Annotated in this window: 15 protein-coding genes and 1 pseudogene; 6 read left to right on the top strand and 10 right to left on the bottom strand. The window is 47.2% G+C overall.

Going from position 1 to position 17,073, the window contains the following annotated elements; genetic code table 11:
* Positions 1–8: 8 nt before the first annotated feature.
* The gene (locus RH89_RS17450) at positions 9–362 is read right to left on the bottom strand and encodes a MaoP family protein (protein WP_004404924.1); all 354 of its coding nucleotides are present in this window, start codon (positions 360–362) and stop codon (positions 9–11) included.
* A gap of 248 nt (positions 363–610) precedes the next feature.
* Between RH89_RS17450 and RH89_RS17445 the strand changes: the two genes are divergently transcribed.
* The gene (locus RH89_RS17445; protein ID WP_004404923.1) at positions 611–1,498 is read left to right on the top strand and encodes a LysR family transcriptional regulator; all 888 of its coding nucleotides are present in this window, start codon (positions 611–613) and stop codon (positions 1,496–1,498) included.
* Positions 1,499–1,564: 66 nt separating this feature from the next.
* Here the strand turns inward: RH89_RS17445 and RH89_RS17440 are convergent, their stop codons facing one another.
* The gene (locus tag RH89_RS17440) at positions 1,565–2,575 is read right to left on the bottom strand and encodes a LacI family DNA-binding transcriptional regulator (RefSeq protein WP_004404922.1); all 1,011 of its coding nucleotides are present in this window, start codon (positions 2,573–2,575) and stop codon (positions 1,565–1,567) included.
* 182 nt (positions 2,576–2,757) lie between these two features.
* Here RH89_RS17440 and RH89_RS17435 point away from each other — a divergent pair, with 182 nt between their 5' ends.
* Positions 2,758–3,159 carry an NUDIX hydrolase gene (locus tag RH89_RS17435; RefSeq protein WP_004404921.1) on the top strand — a complete coding sequence of 134 codons (402 nt, stop codon included), beginning with the start codon at positions 2,758–2,760 and terminating at the stop codon, positions 3,157–3,159.
* Positions 3,160–3,188: 29 nt separating this feature from the next.
* Here the strand turns inward: RH89_RS17435 and RH89_RS17430 are convergent, their stop codons facing one another.
* From RH89_RS17430 to ftnA, 3 genes are all read right to left on the bottom strand, one after another.
* Positions 3,189–4,376 (bottom strand): BaiN/RdsA family NAD(P)/FAD-dependent oxidoreductase, encoded by a 1,188-nt coding sequence (locus tag RH89_RS17430; protein ID WP_004404919.1) that lies wholly within the window; start codon positions 4,374–4,376, stop codon positions 3,189–3,191.
* Between the two features lie 148 nt (positions 4,377–4,524).
* Positions 4,525–4,848, bottom strand: a complete 324-nt coding sequence (gene uspB / locus RH89_RS17425; protein ID WP_004404915.1) for a universal stress protein UspB — start codon at positions 4,846–4,848, stop codon at positions 4,525–4,527.
* A 68-nt stretch (positions 4,849–4,916) separates the two neighbouring features.
* Positions 4,917–5,447, bottom strand: a complete 531-nt coding sequence (gene ftnA / locus RH89_RS17420; RefSeq protein ID WP_004404911.1) for a non-heme ferritin — start codon at positions 5,445–5,447, stop codon at positions 4,917–4,919.
* Between the two features lie 259 nt (positions 5,448–5,706).
* Here ftnA and RH89_RS17415 point away from each other — a divergent pair, with 259 nt between their 5' ends.
* Complete coding sequence (locus RH89_RS17415; RefSeq protein ID WP_004404910.1) at positions 5,707–6,135, top strand: universal stress protein; 429 nt, start codon at positions 5,707–5,709, stop codon at positions 6,133–6,135.
* A 74-nt stretch (positions 6,136–6,209) separates the two neighbouring features.
* Here RH89_RS17415 and RH89_RS17410 read toward each other — a convergent pair whose 3' ends face one another.
* The 3 genes from RH89_RS17410 to RH89_RS17400 all read right to left on the bottom strand — a co-directional run bounded on the left by RH89_RS17410 (position 6,210) and on the right by RH89_RS17400 (position 10,828).
* On the bottom strand, positions 6,210–6,698 hold the full coding sequence (locus RH89_RS17410) for a hypothetical protein (RefSeq protein ID WP_004404909.1): 489 nt from the start codon (positions 6,696–6,698) through the stop codon (positions 6,210–6,212).
* Between the two features lie 119 nt (positions 6,699–6,817).
* Positions 6,818–7,597, bottom strand: coding sequence for a class I SAM-dependent methyltransferase (locus RH89_RS17405; protein ID WP_004404908.1), 780 nt, complete (start codon positions 7,595–7,597; stop codon positions 6,818–6,820).
* An 81-nt stretch (positions 7,598–7,678) separates the two neighbouring features.
* Positions 7,679–10,828 carry an EAL domain-containing protein gene (locus tag RH89_RS17400; protein ID WP_004404907.1) on the bottom strand — a complete coding sequence of 1,050 codons (3,150 nt, stop codon included), beginning with the start codon at positions 10,826–10,828 and terminating at the stop codon, positions 7,679–7,681.
* 399 nt (positions 10,829–11,227) lie between these two features.
* Here RH89_RS17400 and asnC point away from each other — a divergent pair, with 399 nt between their 5' ends.
* Positions 11,228–11,692: a transcriptional regulator AsnC gene (gene asnC, locus RH89_RS17395; protein ID WP_004404906.1), complete on the top strand. Its 465-nt coding sequence runs from the start codon at positions 11,228–11,230 to the stop codon at positions 11,690–11,692.
* 47 nt (positions 11,693–11,739) lie between these two features.
* Here the strand turns inward: asnC and prlC are convergent, their stop codons facing one another.
* On the bottom strand, positions 11,740–13,782 hold the full coding sequence (gene prlC, locus RH89_RS17390; RefSeq protein WP_004404905.1) for an oligopeptidase A: 2,043 nt from the start codon (positions 13,780–13,782) through the stop codon (positions 11,740–11,742).
* A 152-nt stretch (positions 13,783–13,934) separates the two neighbouring features.
* Here prlC and RH89_RS17385 point away from each other — a divergent pair, with 152 nt between their 5' ends.
* The gene (locus tag RH89_RS17385) at positions 13,935–14,774 is read left to right on the top strand and encodes a 23S rRNA (adenine(2030)-N(6))-methyltransferase RlmJ (RefSeq protein ID WP_004404904.1); all 840 of its coding nucleotides are present in this window, start codon (positions 13,935–13,937) and stop codon (positions 14,772–14,774) included.
* Positions 14,775–14,873: 99 nt separating this feature from the next.
* Positions 14,874–16,229: a glutathione-disulfide reductase gene (gene gorA, locus RH89_RS17380; RefSeq protein WP_004404903.1), complete on the top strand. Its 1,356-nt coding sequence runs from the start codon at positions 14,874–14,876 to the stop codon at positions 16,227–16,229.
* A gap of 559 nt (positions 16,230–16,788) precedes the next feature.
* On the opposite strand, the pseudogene RH89_RS17375 reads toward gorA, so the two are convergent.
* Positions 16,789–17,073 (bottom strand): annotated as a pseudogene (locus RH89_RS17375) (ABC transporter ATP-binding protein); the annotation flags it as partial.

The following is a 17,073-nucleotide window of genomic DNA, read 5'->3' as shown; positions in this document are numbered from 1 at the left end:
TGACTGAATCATTCGTCGTCGATAGTTACCACATCATCAGACTCTTCATCTTCACTCTGCTTACTCATCGTATGCAGCGTGTGAAATGTGCGACGACCATAAGCAATTTTGTGATATTTTAGCCACACTTTCTCAAGTTTAGTCTTTGCTTTGCCCGGGTTTTCCAGCACCTTAAGAAAATGTTTTTCTTCACTGTTTTCCGGTTCAAGCTCACCATGCTGTAGCGAATTCAGTGTTTCGCCGTAAGTCGTAAGAAGATCCGCTTCCACGAGAGTGAAATCTCCGGATTTACCAAATCCACGTGGAAATTTCTTGTTATCAAAAAAACGTTTTTGCCCAACACGAACTTCGATGTCTGACATAGTTGCCTCAGATATTGATACAGGTATAAAGATATCGCCTGAGGTGAAAATTAGGATCTAAACTGACAAAAGAAAAACAAAATTTTTTTATCGTTAAAACAAAAAATTGTTATTAGGGTCTTTGACCTTTCGCAGTTAAATTTTGTTCGAAAGGTCAACAGACCCTAGTTAGTGCATTCTAAATACCTGATTATGCATATAGTCGAAAAACCTCATTCAGTAGGTTATGAGAACTTTGTGGACCCATTATGGACGTAAAAGTATTCCGCACCTTTCTTGAAGTTGCTCGTGTTCGCCATTTTGGCAGAGCAGCAGAGAACCTCTACATCACACAAGCCGCTGTTAGTGCACGCATTAAGCAGTTAGAAAGCTACTTTGATACCAGCTTATTCATTCGGGATCGCAACAGCATCAAGCTCACCAACTCCGGTGAAAAGCTGATTTCTTACGCAGAGATCATGGTTAACACCCTGCAACAGGCGAAAACCGAACTGTCACTGGCAGAAGATAAATCCATTCAGTTGACGCTGGCAGGCACACCGAACATTTGGGATGCCTACCTACAGAACTGCCTGAGCGTGATTGCCGATACTTTCAGTGGATACGCATTTCAGGCGGAAGCGCTGGCGCGAGAATCATTAAACCGCCGGTTAGTTGAAAAGACATTAGACATGGCATTTGCTTTCGACCCGTTAAAATCGGACGAACTGGCGTGCAAAAAAGTGGCGGATTTGGTGCTGCTGATGGTGTCAACAGAGCAGACCGACGCACATGGCGCATTGAACAACCGTTATGTTTACGTGGACTGGGGAACGCGATTCGCTTCTGAACATGCAGATCGCCACCGTAAGCTGGCGCCACCTCTACTAAGAACTTCTACAGCGCGTATCGCACTGGACTTTATTCTGGACAAAGGGGGGGCTGCGTACTTGCCCGCGTCCATCGTCGAGCCTTTCATTGCATCCGGTCAGCTCTTTCAGATCAAAGACATAGAACCTTGGTACAGACCAATTTATCTTAGCTATCGCAAAGACACCTCCGCTATAGAAGCCGTTCAACGCATCGAAGCCATGGTGAAAGATATAGACCCGCTGACTGCATTCAGTTTGCAGCAAGCGGGGGAAGCATCGGTTTAACTTGACTGAATTAACTAAAAACGGCGCCATCAGAGCGCCGTTTCTGTTTCATTAATAACAATAAAGTCAGGCTAAATCCGACACCGATCCTCGAATCACTAAGCGAGGCATGATTTTGATTTCGCACAGCGCGTCTTTTTCATCAAATTTTCTTTGAATGCCATCCAGTGCCTGCGCAGCAAAAGTGTTCAATGGGATGTCGACGGTCGTGAGTTTGGGATAACTCAACTCTGACTGATAGATATTGTCATACCCGATAATCGACAGATCTTGAGGAATTTTGATTCCGAGCTCGTGAGCGGTATTCAGCACTCCCAGCCCCATCATGTCATTGAAACAAAATACAGCAGAGGGCAGCGTCGGCTGGGAATAAATCTCAAACATGGCATCGACACCTCCCTGATAAGAGAAGTCGCTGGTCACCTGTTTCATTTCATCTTGACCGAGTAGATCGGCATAGGCTTTCTTGAAGCCTCGAATACGACCAGTGGTCGCGTCAGTACTCGCTTCGCCAGTTACACAAGTGACATTTTTGTGCCCCTTCGAAATCAGATATTTCCCAACAATGTAGCCCCCCATCTCATTTTGAATATCCAGTTTCGTCCCACCGCAGGAAGACTGAATTGTCCCAACATCAAATGCAATGCAGACAATTGGAATACCTAAAGAAGAGTCGCAAAACTCCTGAGAAACAAGGGTATTTTTTGAAATCACGATCAGAGCATCGATTTGGGGGCGCATGATTTCAACGTGCGAATCAAGGCTGGATTCTGTGCCATCGACAAAGCTTGATAATAGCGCCAGTTTTCGCTCTTTCGCCTCTTTTTGAATTGCCAGAAAGAGCTCCAAAAAGAATGGGTTGTTGTTACTTATTGAAACCACACCAATTGTTTTCAGGTCTCTTTGACCTCGCTTGAGCTGCGCCGCCCCTAGATTGTACTGGTAGTTCAGCTCGGACATTGCAGCCTGAATCCGTTCCTTGGTTTCTTCTTTTAATGGTTTCTTGTTATTCAAGAAGTACGACACTGTCGTCACCGATACTCCAGCGTGTTTCGCGACGTCTTTTAAGGTTGCCATGGTTTACCCAGTTCCAATCACATGCATGCCAGTCTAAAGTAATCCTGATTACCCCTCAAGGTTAAACGTTAATCCTAATTATTTTATTTGTAGTGAATAATAGAAATGATCTTTTGATCATAAACAGGTGAAACGTTACACTAAAATAAAATGATTAAGATGTAACTCGAAAGGATCGCGGCATGACCAAAGAAATAACTAAGTTAGCGATGTTAGATATTCAGCAGCAGAAATTACTTTGTGTCAGATCGAAGGGGGAAGATCTGTTTTATCTACCCGGTGGAAAGCCTGAATCTGATGAAACTCACGAAGACACATTGATCAGAGAGCTGAGAGAAGAACTGAGTATCCATCTAAAACGCGATTCGCTAACGTATTTCGATACCTACCGCACTGTGGCGGCTGGAAAGTCAAAAGACACCTTTGTGACTTGTCATTGTTATTTCGCGGATTACTACTCGAAGCCTCATCCTTCATCCGAGATTGAAGAGATGCAGTGGCTTGGGATGCAGGACATGAATCGATGTTCTTTGCTCGTTCAGAGCACAATGGACAGCTTAATGACAAAAGGGCTCATCAATTAGTGAGCCCTTTCCGGAATGAAAGGTAGTACCTACGCCCACTGCCCGGCAACAAAACCGCTCGACCATGCCCATTGGAAATTGTAACCACCGAGCCAGCCCGTCACATCCACTACCTCACCGATAAAGTACAAACCTTGGATGTTTTTACACTCCATGGTTTTGGAAGATAGATGATCAGTATTCACTCCGCCCAAAGTGACCTCTGCGGTGCGATACCCTTCAGTGCCATTAGGCAGAATTTGCCAATTTTCCAGGTGCGTCTCGATGGCTTGCAGTTCTTTGTCGTTGAATTGCTTGAGGGGTTTATCCACCAGCTCTTTGCGGTCGATAAGGGTCTCAACTAAGCGCTTAGGTAGCACTTTGGAAAGCGTATTCTTTAAGCTTTGATTTGGGTGCTTTTCGCAAGAAGCGGTCAGCAGCTCCAATACATCGGCTTCCGGGACTAAGTTAATCGTCACCTTCTGACCAGCTTGCCAGAATGAGGAAATCTGCAATACCGCCGGACCGGACAGGCCTCGGTGTGTGAACAGCAATGCTTCTTTGAACATGGTGCCATCTTCGGCGGTGATTTCAGAAGGCACTGCAACACCTGAAAGTGGTTCAAACGCTTCTTTGTCTTCTTTGTGCAGAGTAAACGGCACCAGACCTGCGGTAGTCGAAATCACATCCAGACCAAATTGCTCTGCGATTTGATAGCCAAACGGCGTGGCACCGAGTTTAGGCATCGATAAACCACCCGTTGCAACAACCAAGGATTCACAGGTCATTTCATCGGTGTCTATATGGAGTGAAAATCCGCTGTCCGTTTTTTGGATGTTATGGATGTCGGCGCGATAGCGTTGAGTAATGCTCGGTTGGTCGCATTCTTTAAGCAGCACATCAACGATGTCTTTCGCTGAGTCCAGACAGAACAGTTGTCCGTGATCGCGTTCTTCAAAATCGACACCATATTTCGAAACCAGCGAGATGAAATCCCAGTTGGTGTACTGCGACAAGGCGGATTTCACGAAATGGGGGTTCTGACACAAGAAGTTATTTGCCGTCACGTCGTAGTTAGTGAAGTTACAACGACCACCACCCGAGATCAGAATTTTTCGCCCCGGCTTTTTGGCATGATCCACCACCAATACCCGGCGACCACGCTTGCCCGCTTCGGCAGCACACATTAAGCCTGCCGCACCGGCACCAATGACTATGACATCAAATTCTGAACTCATTACTTCTTCCACAACGACTTGAGCTTTTGGGTTTGCTGCTCTCAATCAAATAAAAAGGATGCGCGAATTATCGCGCATCCTTGCAAATCTGGTGGGTATTTTACCCAGAGTTACGCTGGGTTTCTACCTCGTCTTGTTGAGCTTCTGTTTACAACATAATGGCAGCCAGTAATGTAACACCAAGTAGTGCTGTAGTGAGTACAAACAACTCTCTGACTTTGTTGCATTTACCGGTAAAAATGGGGTCGTGATGATGTAGGTACTCACGGCTTTTTAAATAGTGGAATAACCGGACTTGTTTGGTGACGTTACCGTGGGTTGTGAAAAAACCACCACCGTCTACTTGCTGATAGAGCAATGGGTGTGCCTCGCGCATGATGTGAATGAGGGCACGGAGCGCGGTGAGATACCTCGCCATGTTGACACAGCTGACGAGCATTAGCGTGAATAGAATCGTGTCTCCACTGATCATCTTTTCCTCCCTACATCTTCTTAGACACCAAAAGGAAAAGACAATCAGAATTGACTTTAACTCGCTACTTATTCTGCAGCGGGGGCGTCCATGATAGAAGATGAACCTTCTTTTGCCATGGTAGCCAGGTCTTTGTCGATGAAGAACAGCGCTTTGCCATCTTCGCCAACCAGATCCAGCTTATCTAAAATCCCTTTAAACAGTTTCTCTTCTTCGTGCTGCTCAGCAACGTACCACTGAAGGAAATTAAAGGTTGAGTAGTCTTGACTGGTAAATGCAACGTGAGCCAGCTTGTTGATTTTCTGAGTAATCATCTGCTCATGTTCGTAAGTTTCGCGGAACACTTCGCCAAGGCTCTCAAACTCGTGCTTGGGTGCATCAATTGCACCCAAGATTGGCATTGCTCCGGTTTCACTCACGTAAGTAAAGAGACGTTGCATATGCTCCATTTCTTCTACCGCGTGTGCGCGTAAAAACTCTGCCGCACCTTCGAATCCTTTGTCTTCACACCAAGCACTCATTTGTAAGTATAGATTGGATGAGAAGAATTCGAGGTTTATTTGCTCATTCAGTTGGTCGACCATAGTCTGAGACAGCATGAATTGCTCCTGTTAACTGCTTGTAATTGTTACCACTATAACACGGTATCGGGGAGCCTAGTCGTGCTAATTTTTCACTGAGATGTTTAACAATTAGACTAGAAAACCCGCAACCTGTGTACAAAAATCTACCGTAAATCGATATGAATTGATACGTATAGATTTGATATGGGATCAAGGCTTCAAAACCCTGTTGAATGAAATGCTAGTCTTATTAATAACCTAATGCCAAAAAAATTCCGTAAAGCGGAGGTGCGATATGAGTTATCAACATATTCTCGTGACCGTAGATCTGTCGGACGACAGTAAGGTACTTATTGATAAGGCAGTGAAACTCGCTGAGCCTTTGAACGCTGATGTCTCTTTTATCCATATTGATGTGAATTATGCCGAGCTTTACACCGGGCTGATAGACATCAATCTGGCTGATACGCAACACCACAATATGGAGGCGTCTAAGAAACAACTTCAGCTTTTAGCCGATCACGCCAGCTACCCTATCCGGCATACATTGGTAGGAACGGGGGATCTGAGTGGTGAACTTTGCGAAGCCATCAATGAACTGAAAGTGGATTTGGTGATTTGCGGTCACCACCAAGACTTCTGGAGCAAGCTGCTGTCTTCTACGCGCCAGCTCATCAACTGCACACCCGTAGATATGCTGGTGGTGCCGCTGCAAGACGATTAACGAAAATGGCGAGCTCTAGGCTCGCCATTTTTACGTTTCGATTAGAGTCTGTTGACTTAATGGATCTGATTGTCTTAGTGAATCTGATCGTTTTGCGGCATTTGCGCCTGAATCGCCACGACGCCTTGATTGATTCGGCTGAAACGCTTTTCTAACTTCTTGTGTTTTTTAAGCAGCTTCTTCTGCTTTTTCAGCATTTTTTTCAGCTTCTTCTGATATTTTTTCTGTTTCTTCAATGCTTTCTTAGTCAGCACTAAGGAAGGCGCAGGGATTTCTGATGACTGAATACTTTGCGCTGCAATCTCAGGGCTCTCAGATATCGATGCCAAGGCTTTATCTGCGGCGAGCGATTCCGCTACTAGCCCACAGTTAGACGATTTATGAGTCGCTTTTTTCATGCAAGATGCTGGTGGAATAGCGGCTGGTTTGCATAAGTTCTTTTTGTCGGAAGAAGAGCGGGCGCATGAGCGGCAAAGAAACTTCGGCGAGGCGACAAGGGCATGAATTTCGCCAAGACTGGCATTGATGTCCCGACGGTTGAGTTTACAAAATCGCTCTGCCATTTTACTGCTCCGGCTTCCTGACACCGTTTATTGGTGATTGGAATTAACTATAAGAATCATTCTTAGTTAGATATACCGTCAGGTTTTCATCGAAGCAAGCGATAATTTGCACCGTTTTGTTATGTCATTGATGCCTTTACATAAACATCGAATCGGTTTTTTTTGGTTTCAATTGCCATGGAAGGTTTCGCGTTATCAAGCCATTCTGCGTAATCTGGTCTTTTCACCACGACCCGCTTAGAAGCAAGCGCCAAAGCGGGGGCAAGTAGCCCGTCTGCGTCGTTATCTGCCCCAACCAAGGACTGAAAAACACGCATCTCTTTTTTGACCAGTGCTGACTTCTTTTTGTTTTCGGGGTGCGGGTACATAGGATCGAGGTAAACCACATCTGGTGGCGTAAAGCTGTCTGCCTCTGCCAGTTCATTGAGCGCATCCAGGCTCGATGCGTGCAGCAGAGACATACGCTCTTCAACCCAAACACCAATTTCCGGATCGTGTTTGGCTCGCGCCAATCCATCGTTCAGAAGCGCGGCAACCACTGGGTTACGTTCGACCATCTGAACTTTGCATCCTAAAGACGCCAGTACAAAAGCGTCACGACCTAATCCCGCCGTTCCATCCACAACCGTAGGCGTTGCACCTTTGTTCAGCCCAGCAGCTTTGGCAATAGCCTGCCCTTTTCCTCCCCCAAACTTGCGGCGATGCCCCACAGCGCCGCCTACAAGGTCGACAAATATGGCACCGAGTTTGGGTTCGTCCAATTTACGCAGCTCTAATCGTTCCTCTGTTAGCACCAACGCGAACTCACAGCTCTCAGAATGCGTGAGATTCCACTGCTTTGCTATGGTGTCGAGTTCTGATTGTCTATGAGGGGCTTCGCAGATTAAGTTGAGCTGCACGAGGGACTCCAAGGGGGAAAATTTTGCGCCAGTTTACCTGAATATCAGGCAAATCCTATGAGAAATATTTAAAGCACGAATCTAAGTGATACAGGCGATTTTCTCAGAAACCAAATCGTTGACCAGTTCACCCAGTGGCTTTGGCATTCCAATGTTGTAACCCTGACCGTAGTTAACTCCGAGTTCGCACAAGCGCTCAATTACAGCGGGGGATTCAACAAATTCCGCGACGGTCACTTTGCCCATTTGCTGAGCCAGATCGTTGATGGAGCGAACCATGATGTAATCACTTTCATTCTGGTCGATATCCCGAACAAAAATGCCGTCTATTTTAACGATATCGACAGGCAGGGTTTTCAGGTATCCAAATGAAGACAGCCCCGAACCAAAATCGTCCAAAGCAATCAGACACCCGAGGGACTTAAGTTCATCAAACACCTGACTGGCTTGTTTGATGCTGTGAATGGCAGCGGTTTCAGTAATTTCCAGACAAATTTTCTCATTTGGGAACTGGCTGTCTTGAAGTGCCTGTTTCATCGCAGCAATGAACTCTCGGTTTCCGATAGATTGCCCAGACACATTGATGGACACTCTGTCCAGATGCTCTGCCTGCTCTGGATGCTGGTCGAGCCAAAGTAACGTCTGTTTAATCACGTATCGGTCAACCAGATGGGCAATGTTGTAGCGTTCGGTCGCTGGCATAAACACACCCGGTGAAACATAGTTGCCGTTGGCATCTTGCAGTCGAACCAGAATCTCGAAATAACACTGATGCTCGTTCTCGTCTTCTAGCCCTTTAATTCGCTGGGCAAACAACTGCAATCGCTGATTAGCCAATGCCTCATGCACCAGATTGACGCTTTCCATCTCTCTTTCACGCTGCTTGATTTCTTCATCATCAAGGCGGTAAAGCTGATAACGATTCCGACCTTCTTCTTTGGCAGCGTGACAAGCAGTATCAGCCTGAGCGTGTACCATCTGAGGTGAATGTGCGGTGTGGTCAATCAGTCGGATACCAATGGAACAACTGATATTCAGAGTCAGATCATCACGGATAAACGGATGAAGGTTGAGCTGATCGATAATCGACTGAGCCACTTCAGTGGCGTCGCTCTTCTTACAGTCTCTGAGTAGTAGCGCGAACTCATCCCCTCCCATGCGGGACAAAATGGCGTTATTCGGCAGTACTTGCTGAATCAGCTTGGCACAGAATGCGATCGCTTCATCACCCGCTTCGTGACCCACGGTGTCGTTGATGACTTTCAACTGATCCAAATCCAGAAACAGCATGGCATGAGTACGGAAATGCCCCTCTACTTCCACCATGGCTTTTTGCAGTTGCTGTTCGAAGAAGTTTCGGTTGTAGGTGCCAGTCAGCAGGTCATGCTGCGCTTGGTACGCCAACTGGCGCGCAAGGTCTTGAGTTTCACTGATGTCTTCACCCACAATCAAAAGCTGATGCGTTTCAGTCAGCGGGCGAATATTTTCACGAACCCAGATGGTAAATCCGTTGGCTGTGGTGTATTCGATTTCACGTCGCCACACAGACAAATGATGCGGCTTAGGCTGCAATAGGACTTGTCGCGCATTGAGCTCTTCTGAACCTGCGTAAAAGTCTTCCAGTTTTCTGCCCAGCATCTGAGTGGAGGAATAACTCAGCAGTTCCTGAGCGAAGCGGTTCACCGCCTGAATGCGGTTGTTTTCGTCCAGCGTCATCATCATTACGGGCTGTTTTTCGTAGTAATGACGAAAATCCGCTTCACTGGTCAGCAGTTTGTGTTCAGTTGCCTTACGAGCGGTGATGTCCTGTGCTTCAAGAAGAAAATGGCACGCCTCGCCGATTTCATGGGGTAAAGGCTTCATTGCTACATCCAGCACGCTCAAGCCGTGGTGTTGTCTCACCAGCTCGGCTTCAAACCGCGCAACACCGTCTTGCCCCGGTTTCTCCAGATAAGATTTGAATGTCGCTTTGGCTTCATCGCTCCATCCGCGGTATTGCCATAAAGGTCGCCCGTACGCGCCACCTTTAACATAAAGCAGGTCTTGCAGTTTGCTGTTGCTCGATACCAAAGTACCAAACCGATCCACAATGCCGATAAATTGGTAGCTTTGGTCAAATACCGACTCCAGCAGCAACTGGCTCTGTTTAGCCTGAATTTCACTGCGCTTGAGGCGTTTCATGTAGTAAAGGAGCGAGCCAATAACCGCCAGCAAAATGAACACCGTAAGCAGTAGCAGGCGAATTTCCTGCGCGTACTCAACAAAGTAAGGTTTGGGTTTGTTAAGGACGGTATCGGCAAGCACAAAGCTGTCTTCCATTCCCCATTTTTGCAGGGCGTGATAATCCAGCTTAAGGTGAGTCCTGATGGGTCTGGGCTCGGGAAGAGGCGTGCCTTCTGGCTGGCTGATGACTTCAACTAAAATCTCACCCACCAGAGAACCGTTAGCAAAACCGTCCTGCATAAAGCCGCCGACACTGCCAAGCCCCAAGCCCGCATTGTACGCCATGTACACGGGGGCATTGGTGCGCTCATTAAGCGTCTGCCACGCCACCTCTTCAATAACTCGCCCTTGCTTGTCTCTAAAGTACACCCAGAACAGAATGCTATTCTCATCATTCAGGTTTTCTGCCAGATGAAGCAGGTCATCAAAACTTTCTGGCACGATACTGTCGATGAGTTTGCGATCGCCGGGGTTTTTCTCCAGATATTCTGCAATCTGGCTTCTTGCTGCTGTCCCCGTTACCGAGTAATCCGTGAGCACAATGATGCGATTCACTTTAGGCTGGAGCTTTTTGATCAGGCGGATGTTGTTATCCAGATCGATGTTTTCAGACACACCGGTCGCATTGAGATTTCGATGGAGGTCGGGGGAATAGTTGTTGATTCCGCCAAAAATAACCGGTGTGTCGCCCACGTATTCGTGCAGATTCTGCATCAGATTCAGGGCGTTGTTATCGCTGACGACGATGGCTCGAAATCGCTCTTGCTGTAGTTTGGTTTTGAACAGGCTTTCAAGCTGGCTGAGGTATTCAGGAGTTTGTAATCGCTTGGTATCCAGATACATCACGCGATTTGGGATTTGATGAGAGTCCAGGCTTTCAGAAAGCCCTCTCTGGAAATTGTCCGTCCAGAAAAAACCCTGATGGTAAGAGTGAACCACCAAAACATTTTCGCTCGCCTGCGCTACAAAGCTCAGCAAACATGCCAGAACTACCCCAATGAATCGCACCCGCCAAACTCTCTATCAACGTTTCGTTTTCGTGAGTATACCAGATGATGCCTTTTTGAGTTGTTGTGAAGCTCAGGTTTGCACTACATACCCAAACTACCTGTAGACACCTGATTCAGAGCTTTATCTTCTGTTTCAGTGTCAAAAGAGAGTGTAGCGGAATGATAAGCCCTTTCCATGCGCTTTAACGCTAAAGTGGGACAGAAGATAAGCTCCCAAGGGCGAGTTTACTTGGCTTTCATACAGCGTTATCGATTTTTGATTTAGAACCACTAGATCTTCTAATCGATGCCTTGCCTGAAAGCCAATTAATTCTCGCTGAACATAGCGTCTACAGGTAATTTGGGTATAGGATGTATCGATTGAACCAGAGGTAAAACACTATTCAGGGATACGACTATGCAAACTGCCACCGCTCGTCTTGATGATCTGGACCGCGAAATTCTGAAAGCGCTGATGGAAGATGCCCGCACGCCTTACGCTGAAATGGCGAAGCAGTTTAATGTCAGCCCGGCAACCATTCATGTTCGCATTGAGAAAATGAAAGCTGCGGATGTGATTGAAGGCACCGAGGTGATCGTCAACACCAAAAAGCTCGGCTACGATGTGTGCTGTTTTATCGGTATCAACCTGAACGCGGCTCGTGATTACCATTCGGCGCTGGAAAAACTCAACGCACTGGATGAAGTGGTTGAAGCCTACTACACCACCGGGGCGTACAACATCTTCGTTAAACTGATGTGTAAATCGATTGAAGAGCTGCAATACGTGTTGATCGACAAATTGCAGGCGATTGATGAAGTGCAGTCCACTGAAACGCTGATTTCTCTGCAAAACCCAATCAACCGCAACGTCAACCCATAAAAAAACCACCCGAAGGTGGTTTTTCTCTATATATCGGATTCAACCGACTATGCAGTAATCCCAGAATGACGCAACAGGGCATCAATTTCTGGCTCACGACCGCGGAAGCGTTTGAACAGCTCCATTGGCTCCTCACTGCCACCCATTTCCAGGATGTTGTTCAGGAAAGAACGACCTGTTTCTTCATTGAAGATGCCGTCTTCTTCAAAGCGTGAATACGCATCGGACGACAATACTTCTGCCCACAGGTAGCTGTAGTAACCCGCGCTGTAACCACCAGCAAAGATGTGGCTGAAGCTGTGGGAGAATCGGTTCCACTCAAGGCTTGGCAATACCGCTACTTTCTCTTTCACCTGCGCCAGAGTTTCAAGCACGCGAGCGCCGATGTCTGGGTCGTATTCAGTGTGAAGAGTGAAATCGAACAAACCGAATTCCAACTGACGCAGAATGAACATCGCCGACTGGAAGTTCTTCGCCGCCAGCATTTTGTCCAGCATCTCTTTTGGTAAGGCTTCACCACTTTCGTAGTGACCCGAGATGAATGCCAGCGCCTCTTCTTCCCAGCACCAGTTCTCCAGGAACTGGCTTGGCAGTTCTACTGCATCCCAAGGTACGCCGTTGATTCCTGAAACCGCAGACACATCAATTTGCGTCAGCATATGGTGAATACCGTGACCAGTTTCGTGGAATAAGGTAACCACTTCGTCGTGAGTAAACAGCGCAGGCTTATCGCCCACAGGTTTGTTGAAGTTACACACCAGGTAGGCAACCGGAGTTTGCAGCTCGCCGTCTGCATTGGTGCGACGCACACGGCACTCATCCATCCAGGCACCACCGCGCTTGTGCTCACGCGCGTACAAGTCTAGGTAGAAGCTGCCGCGCAATGTGCCACTGCTGTCTACGATGTCGTAAAACTTCACTGACTCGTGCCATACGTCCACGCCTTCACGCTCTGTCACCGTCATACCGAAGACACGTTTTAGTACCTCAAACAGACCCGATATGGCTTTGTCTTCTGGAAAGTATGGGCGCAGTTCTTCATCTGAAATCTGGAATAGGTGCTGCTTTTGCTTCTCGCTGTAGTAAGCGATGTCCCAAAGGTTTAGCTCTGATACGCCAAACTCTTGCTGGGCAAAGTCGCGTAGCTCTTGCACTTCACGTTCGCCCTGAGGCTTCGCTTTCACCGCCAGTTCATTCAGGAAACCAAGCACTTGCTGTGGGTTCTCTGCCATTTTGGTCGCCAGTGATTTTTCACTGAACGAGCTAAAGCCCAACAGGCGCGCAATTTCATGACGCAGTTTTAGCTGCTCGGCAATCAAATCGGTGTTATCCCACTTTCCTGCGTTTGGACCGCGATCAGAAGCACGCGTTACGTACGCTTCATACATCTCTTTACGAAGTGCTTGGTTGTCACAGTAAGTCAGAACCGGGAGGTACGAAGGAATGTCCAGTGTCAGCAACCAGCCATCCAGCTCTTTGCCTTCAGCCGTGGCTTTGGCTGCTGCCATTGCTGATTCTGGCATGCCAACCAGCTCTTTTTCATCGGTGATGTGTTTGGTCCAGCCCATGGTGGAATCCAACACATTGTTAGAAAACTGGGAGCTTAGCTCAGACATTCGCTTGCTGATTTCACCGTAGCGATGCTGCTGATCGGCTGGCAAGCCAATGCCCGACAGGTCAAAATCACGCAATGCATCTGTGATGCTTTTCTTTTGTGCCTGAGAAAGGGATGCAAACTCGTCAGACGCTTTAATTGCTTTGTAAGCGTCGTACAAGCCTTTGTGTTGACCAACCCAAGTACCGTACTCGGACAGCAAAGGCAGGCAGCTTTCGTAAGCCTCGCGCAGTTCGTTGCTGTTTTTTACCGAATTCAGGTGGCTGACTGGTGACCACAAGCGGCTTAGCTTGTCGTCCACTTCCGCCAACGGCGCACAAACATTCTCCCAGCTCGGTGCTTCGTTGTTTGCCACCACTTCTTCCACTTTCTCACGACATGCCGCAATGGCTTGTTCTACAGCAGGCTTTACATGCTCTGGTTTAATTTCGGAAAACGGGGGAAGATCGGTAAACGTCAGTAATGGATTAGACATTTTTTCATTCCTTTTATCATTTTGTCCTGTACTAAGTGTGGTTCAGGATTCGTATTTTCAATAGCCAACGTCACCAGGGCTCACACAGTGAACCTTGCCTTTGATATAATGAGCCTCTTTGTGCTCGCCAATCATTCATGTAAGAGATTATTTTGCTTAGTTATCGTCACAGCTTCCATGCAGGCAACCATGCCGATGTGGTTAAACACATTGTTCAGTCTTTGATCCTGAACGCTCTGAATCAGAAAGAAAAACCTTACGTTTACCACGATACGCATTCTGGCGTCGGGCGCTACGACCTCACTCACGAATGGTCAGAAAAAACTGGCGAATACAAACAAGGCATTGCCCGCTTATGGCAAGCAGATAACCTGCCGGAAGAAATTCAATCGTATCTTGAAGCGATTCAGTCCCTGAATCAGGATAACACCTTGCGCTATTACCCGGGCTCGCCTCGCGTTGCGCGAGCACACATTCGCTCACAAGACAGAATGGTGCTGACTGAGCTTCATCCAAGCGATCACCCTTTGCTTGAGCAGGAATTTCATCGCGATCGCCAGGTTAGTATCTTCAAAGAAGATGGCTTCAAACGTCTGAAAGCCAGCCTTCCACCAAAAGAACGCCGTGGATTGGTGCTAATCGATCCTCCTTACGAGTTATCCCATGAATATCGCGATGTGGTGAATGCCATTGCGCAGGCTCATAAACGTTGGGCAACGGGCATTTACGCGATCTGGTACCCAGTTGTGAACCGACACGATATAGATGACATGCTGACTGGGCTTGAAAAACTCGGAATAAGAAAGATATTACAAATAGAGCTGGGCGTATCTGCCGATACCAACGAGCGTGGTATGACCGCCTCAGGAATGATCGTTATCAACCCTCCATGGAAACTGGAAAGCCAGATGAACGAAATTCTTCCCATACTAAAGGAAGCAATTGCGCCGGTATCCGGTCACTTCAAAGTGGAGTGGGTCGTACCTGAATAATCGCGACAGACTGAATGATCGCGTCAGAATAGATATTAAGCCCTGAACCCATGTATCAGCGCATAACCAAATAATACGAAACAATAATCGGAGAAAGTCATGGCAACACATTTTGATTATATTTGCATCGGTGGTGGTAGTGGCGGTATCGCGTCTGCAAACCGCGCAGCGATGTACGGTGCCAAAGTCGCCCTCATCGAAGCTCAGGATCTCGGCGGTACGTGTGTAAACGTAGGCTGTGTTCCTAAGAAGGTGATGTGGCACGGTGCTCAGGTTGCCGAGGCAATGAATCTGTACGCTGAAGACTACGGTTTTGATGTCGATGTGAAAGGCTTCGACTGGAACAAACTGGTTGAGAGCCGCCAGGCGTATATTGGTCGTATCCACCAGTCTTACGACCGTGTACTTGGCAACAACAAAGTGAACGTCATCAAAGGATTCGCTAAGTTTGTTGATGCGAAAACGGTTGAGGTCAATGGTGAGCACTACACTGCCGATCACATCCTTATCGCTGTGGGTGGTCGCCCGACTATTCCTAACATTCCAGGTGCAGAGCACGGTATCGACTCAAACGGTTTCTTCGACCTGAATGAGCAACCAAAACGCGTTGCGGTTATTGGTGCTGGTTACATCGCCGTAGAAATTGCAGGTGTTCTGAATGCATTGGGCACTGAAACGCACCTGTTCGTTCGTAAAGAATCACCTTTGCGTAGCTTCGACCCTCTGATTGTTGAAACTCTGATGAGCGTAATGGAAGCAGAAGGTCCAACTCTTCACACCAACTCAGTGCCTAAAGAAGTAGTGAAAGAAGACGATGGCAGCCTGACTATCCACTTCGAAAGTGGTCGAAGCCAAAACGTGGACACGCTGATTTGGGCGATCGGTCGTCACCCAGCGACAGACGCAATCAACCTTGCATCAACTGGCGTTGAAACCAACGATTACGGTTACATCAAAGTAGATGAGTACCAACAAACTAACGTGGAAGGCATTTACTGTGTGGGCGACATCATGGATGGCGGCATTGAGCTAACGCCTGTTGCTGTTAAAGCGGGTCGCCAGCTTTCAGAACGCCTATTCAACAACAAGCCGAATGCGAAGATGGATTACAGCCTGGTACCTACCGTGGTATTCAGCCACCCACCAATCGGCACCATTGGCTTAACCGAGCCAGAAGCGATTGCGCAATACGGCGAAGAAAACGTGAAAGTATACAAATCTGGCTTTACTGCGATGTACACAGCAGTGACTAAGCACCGCCAGCCATGTCAGATGAAGCTGATTTGTGCCGGTGAAGACGAAAAAGTCGTCGGCTTGCATGGTATCGGTTTCGCGGTAGACGAAATGATTCAGGGCTTCGGCGTCGCAATGAAGATGGGCGCAACTAAAGAAGACTTCGACAGCGTTGTAGCGATTCACCCAACGGGATCAGAAGAATTCGTGACGATGAGATAGCAAACTCTTTCCCAATTCATTGGGGTACTTAAGTCCGGTTGACGATTTTAAAAAACAAGCCAGAGGGAGTGCCTGCTGGCTTTTTTCACCCCTAAACTTAGACGCAGTTGCTTACAATTGTAAATTTCAAAACTCCCTTCTACCTATGCAAGTAACTCTCTCTGCCACTAGCTTTTGCTCCGAAACCCAATTGATCCTCCATGCATGCACATTCATCAAGCCCTCTACATCGCTAATAATTAGATGCTAACTTCTGTAAAGGGCTTTGCAAAACTCACAACCATGAAGCTGCTAGCTAAGATCTATATTTGAAATATTAGAGAATAGACACAATCTCGTGTAAAACCTTTAGAGCTCTAGACGCCTGGCTATCAGAGAAGTAATCTATGCCAAGTATCAATAAAAGCTGAACGAGATATTTGTTCTCTCGAAGCCAAGTGAATATCTGATTAACCCTGTCCTTTATTTTCATTTAATAGCTCCTTATGCGGGAATCCAACCCCTAGTTGTTGTCTGTGTTGTGTTATTGCATTGTCGCTAAGCGATCTAGTTGTGCGATCTAGATGTCTTCTCTTAAGCCTGTGAACTCAGACATCAAAGAAATCAGTTGTTTACTGTACTCATGCTGCGGATCAGTAAAGAGCTGTTCCGTCGGGGCAACTTCAAGCAAAATACCCATCTGCATCACGCCAATTCGGTCACACATCTGTCGAATTACCGGAAGGTCGTGACTAATAAACGGCATAGTCAAGTTCAGTTCGTCCTGAAGATCTTTGAGGAGGTTGAGAATCTGTGCCTGCACCGAAACATCCAGTGCTGAAGTAGGTTCATCACAAATCAGCAG

It is taken from the genome of Vibrio nigripulchritudo ATCC 27043, from assembly GCF_000222685.1.
In the GTDB taxonomy this organism is placed as follows: domain Bacteria; phylum Pseudomonadota; class Gammaproteobacteria; order Enterobacterales; family Vibrionaceae; genus Vibrio; species Vibrio nigripulchritudo.
The sequence above is the reverse complement of the archived record's forward strand: the minus strand, read 5'-3'. Positions and strand labels throughout refer to the sequence as shown.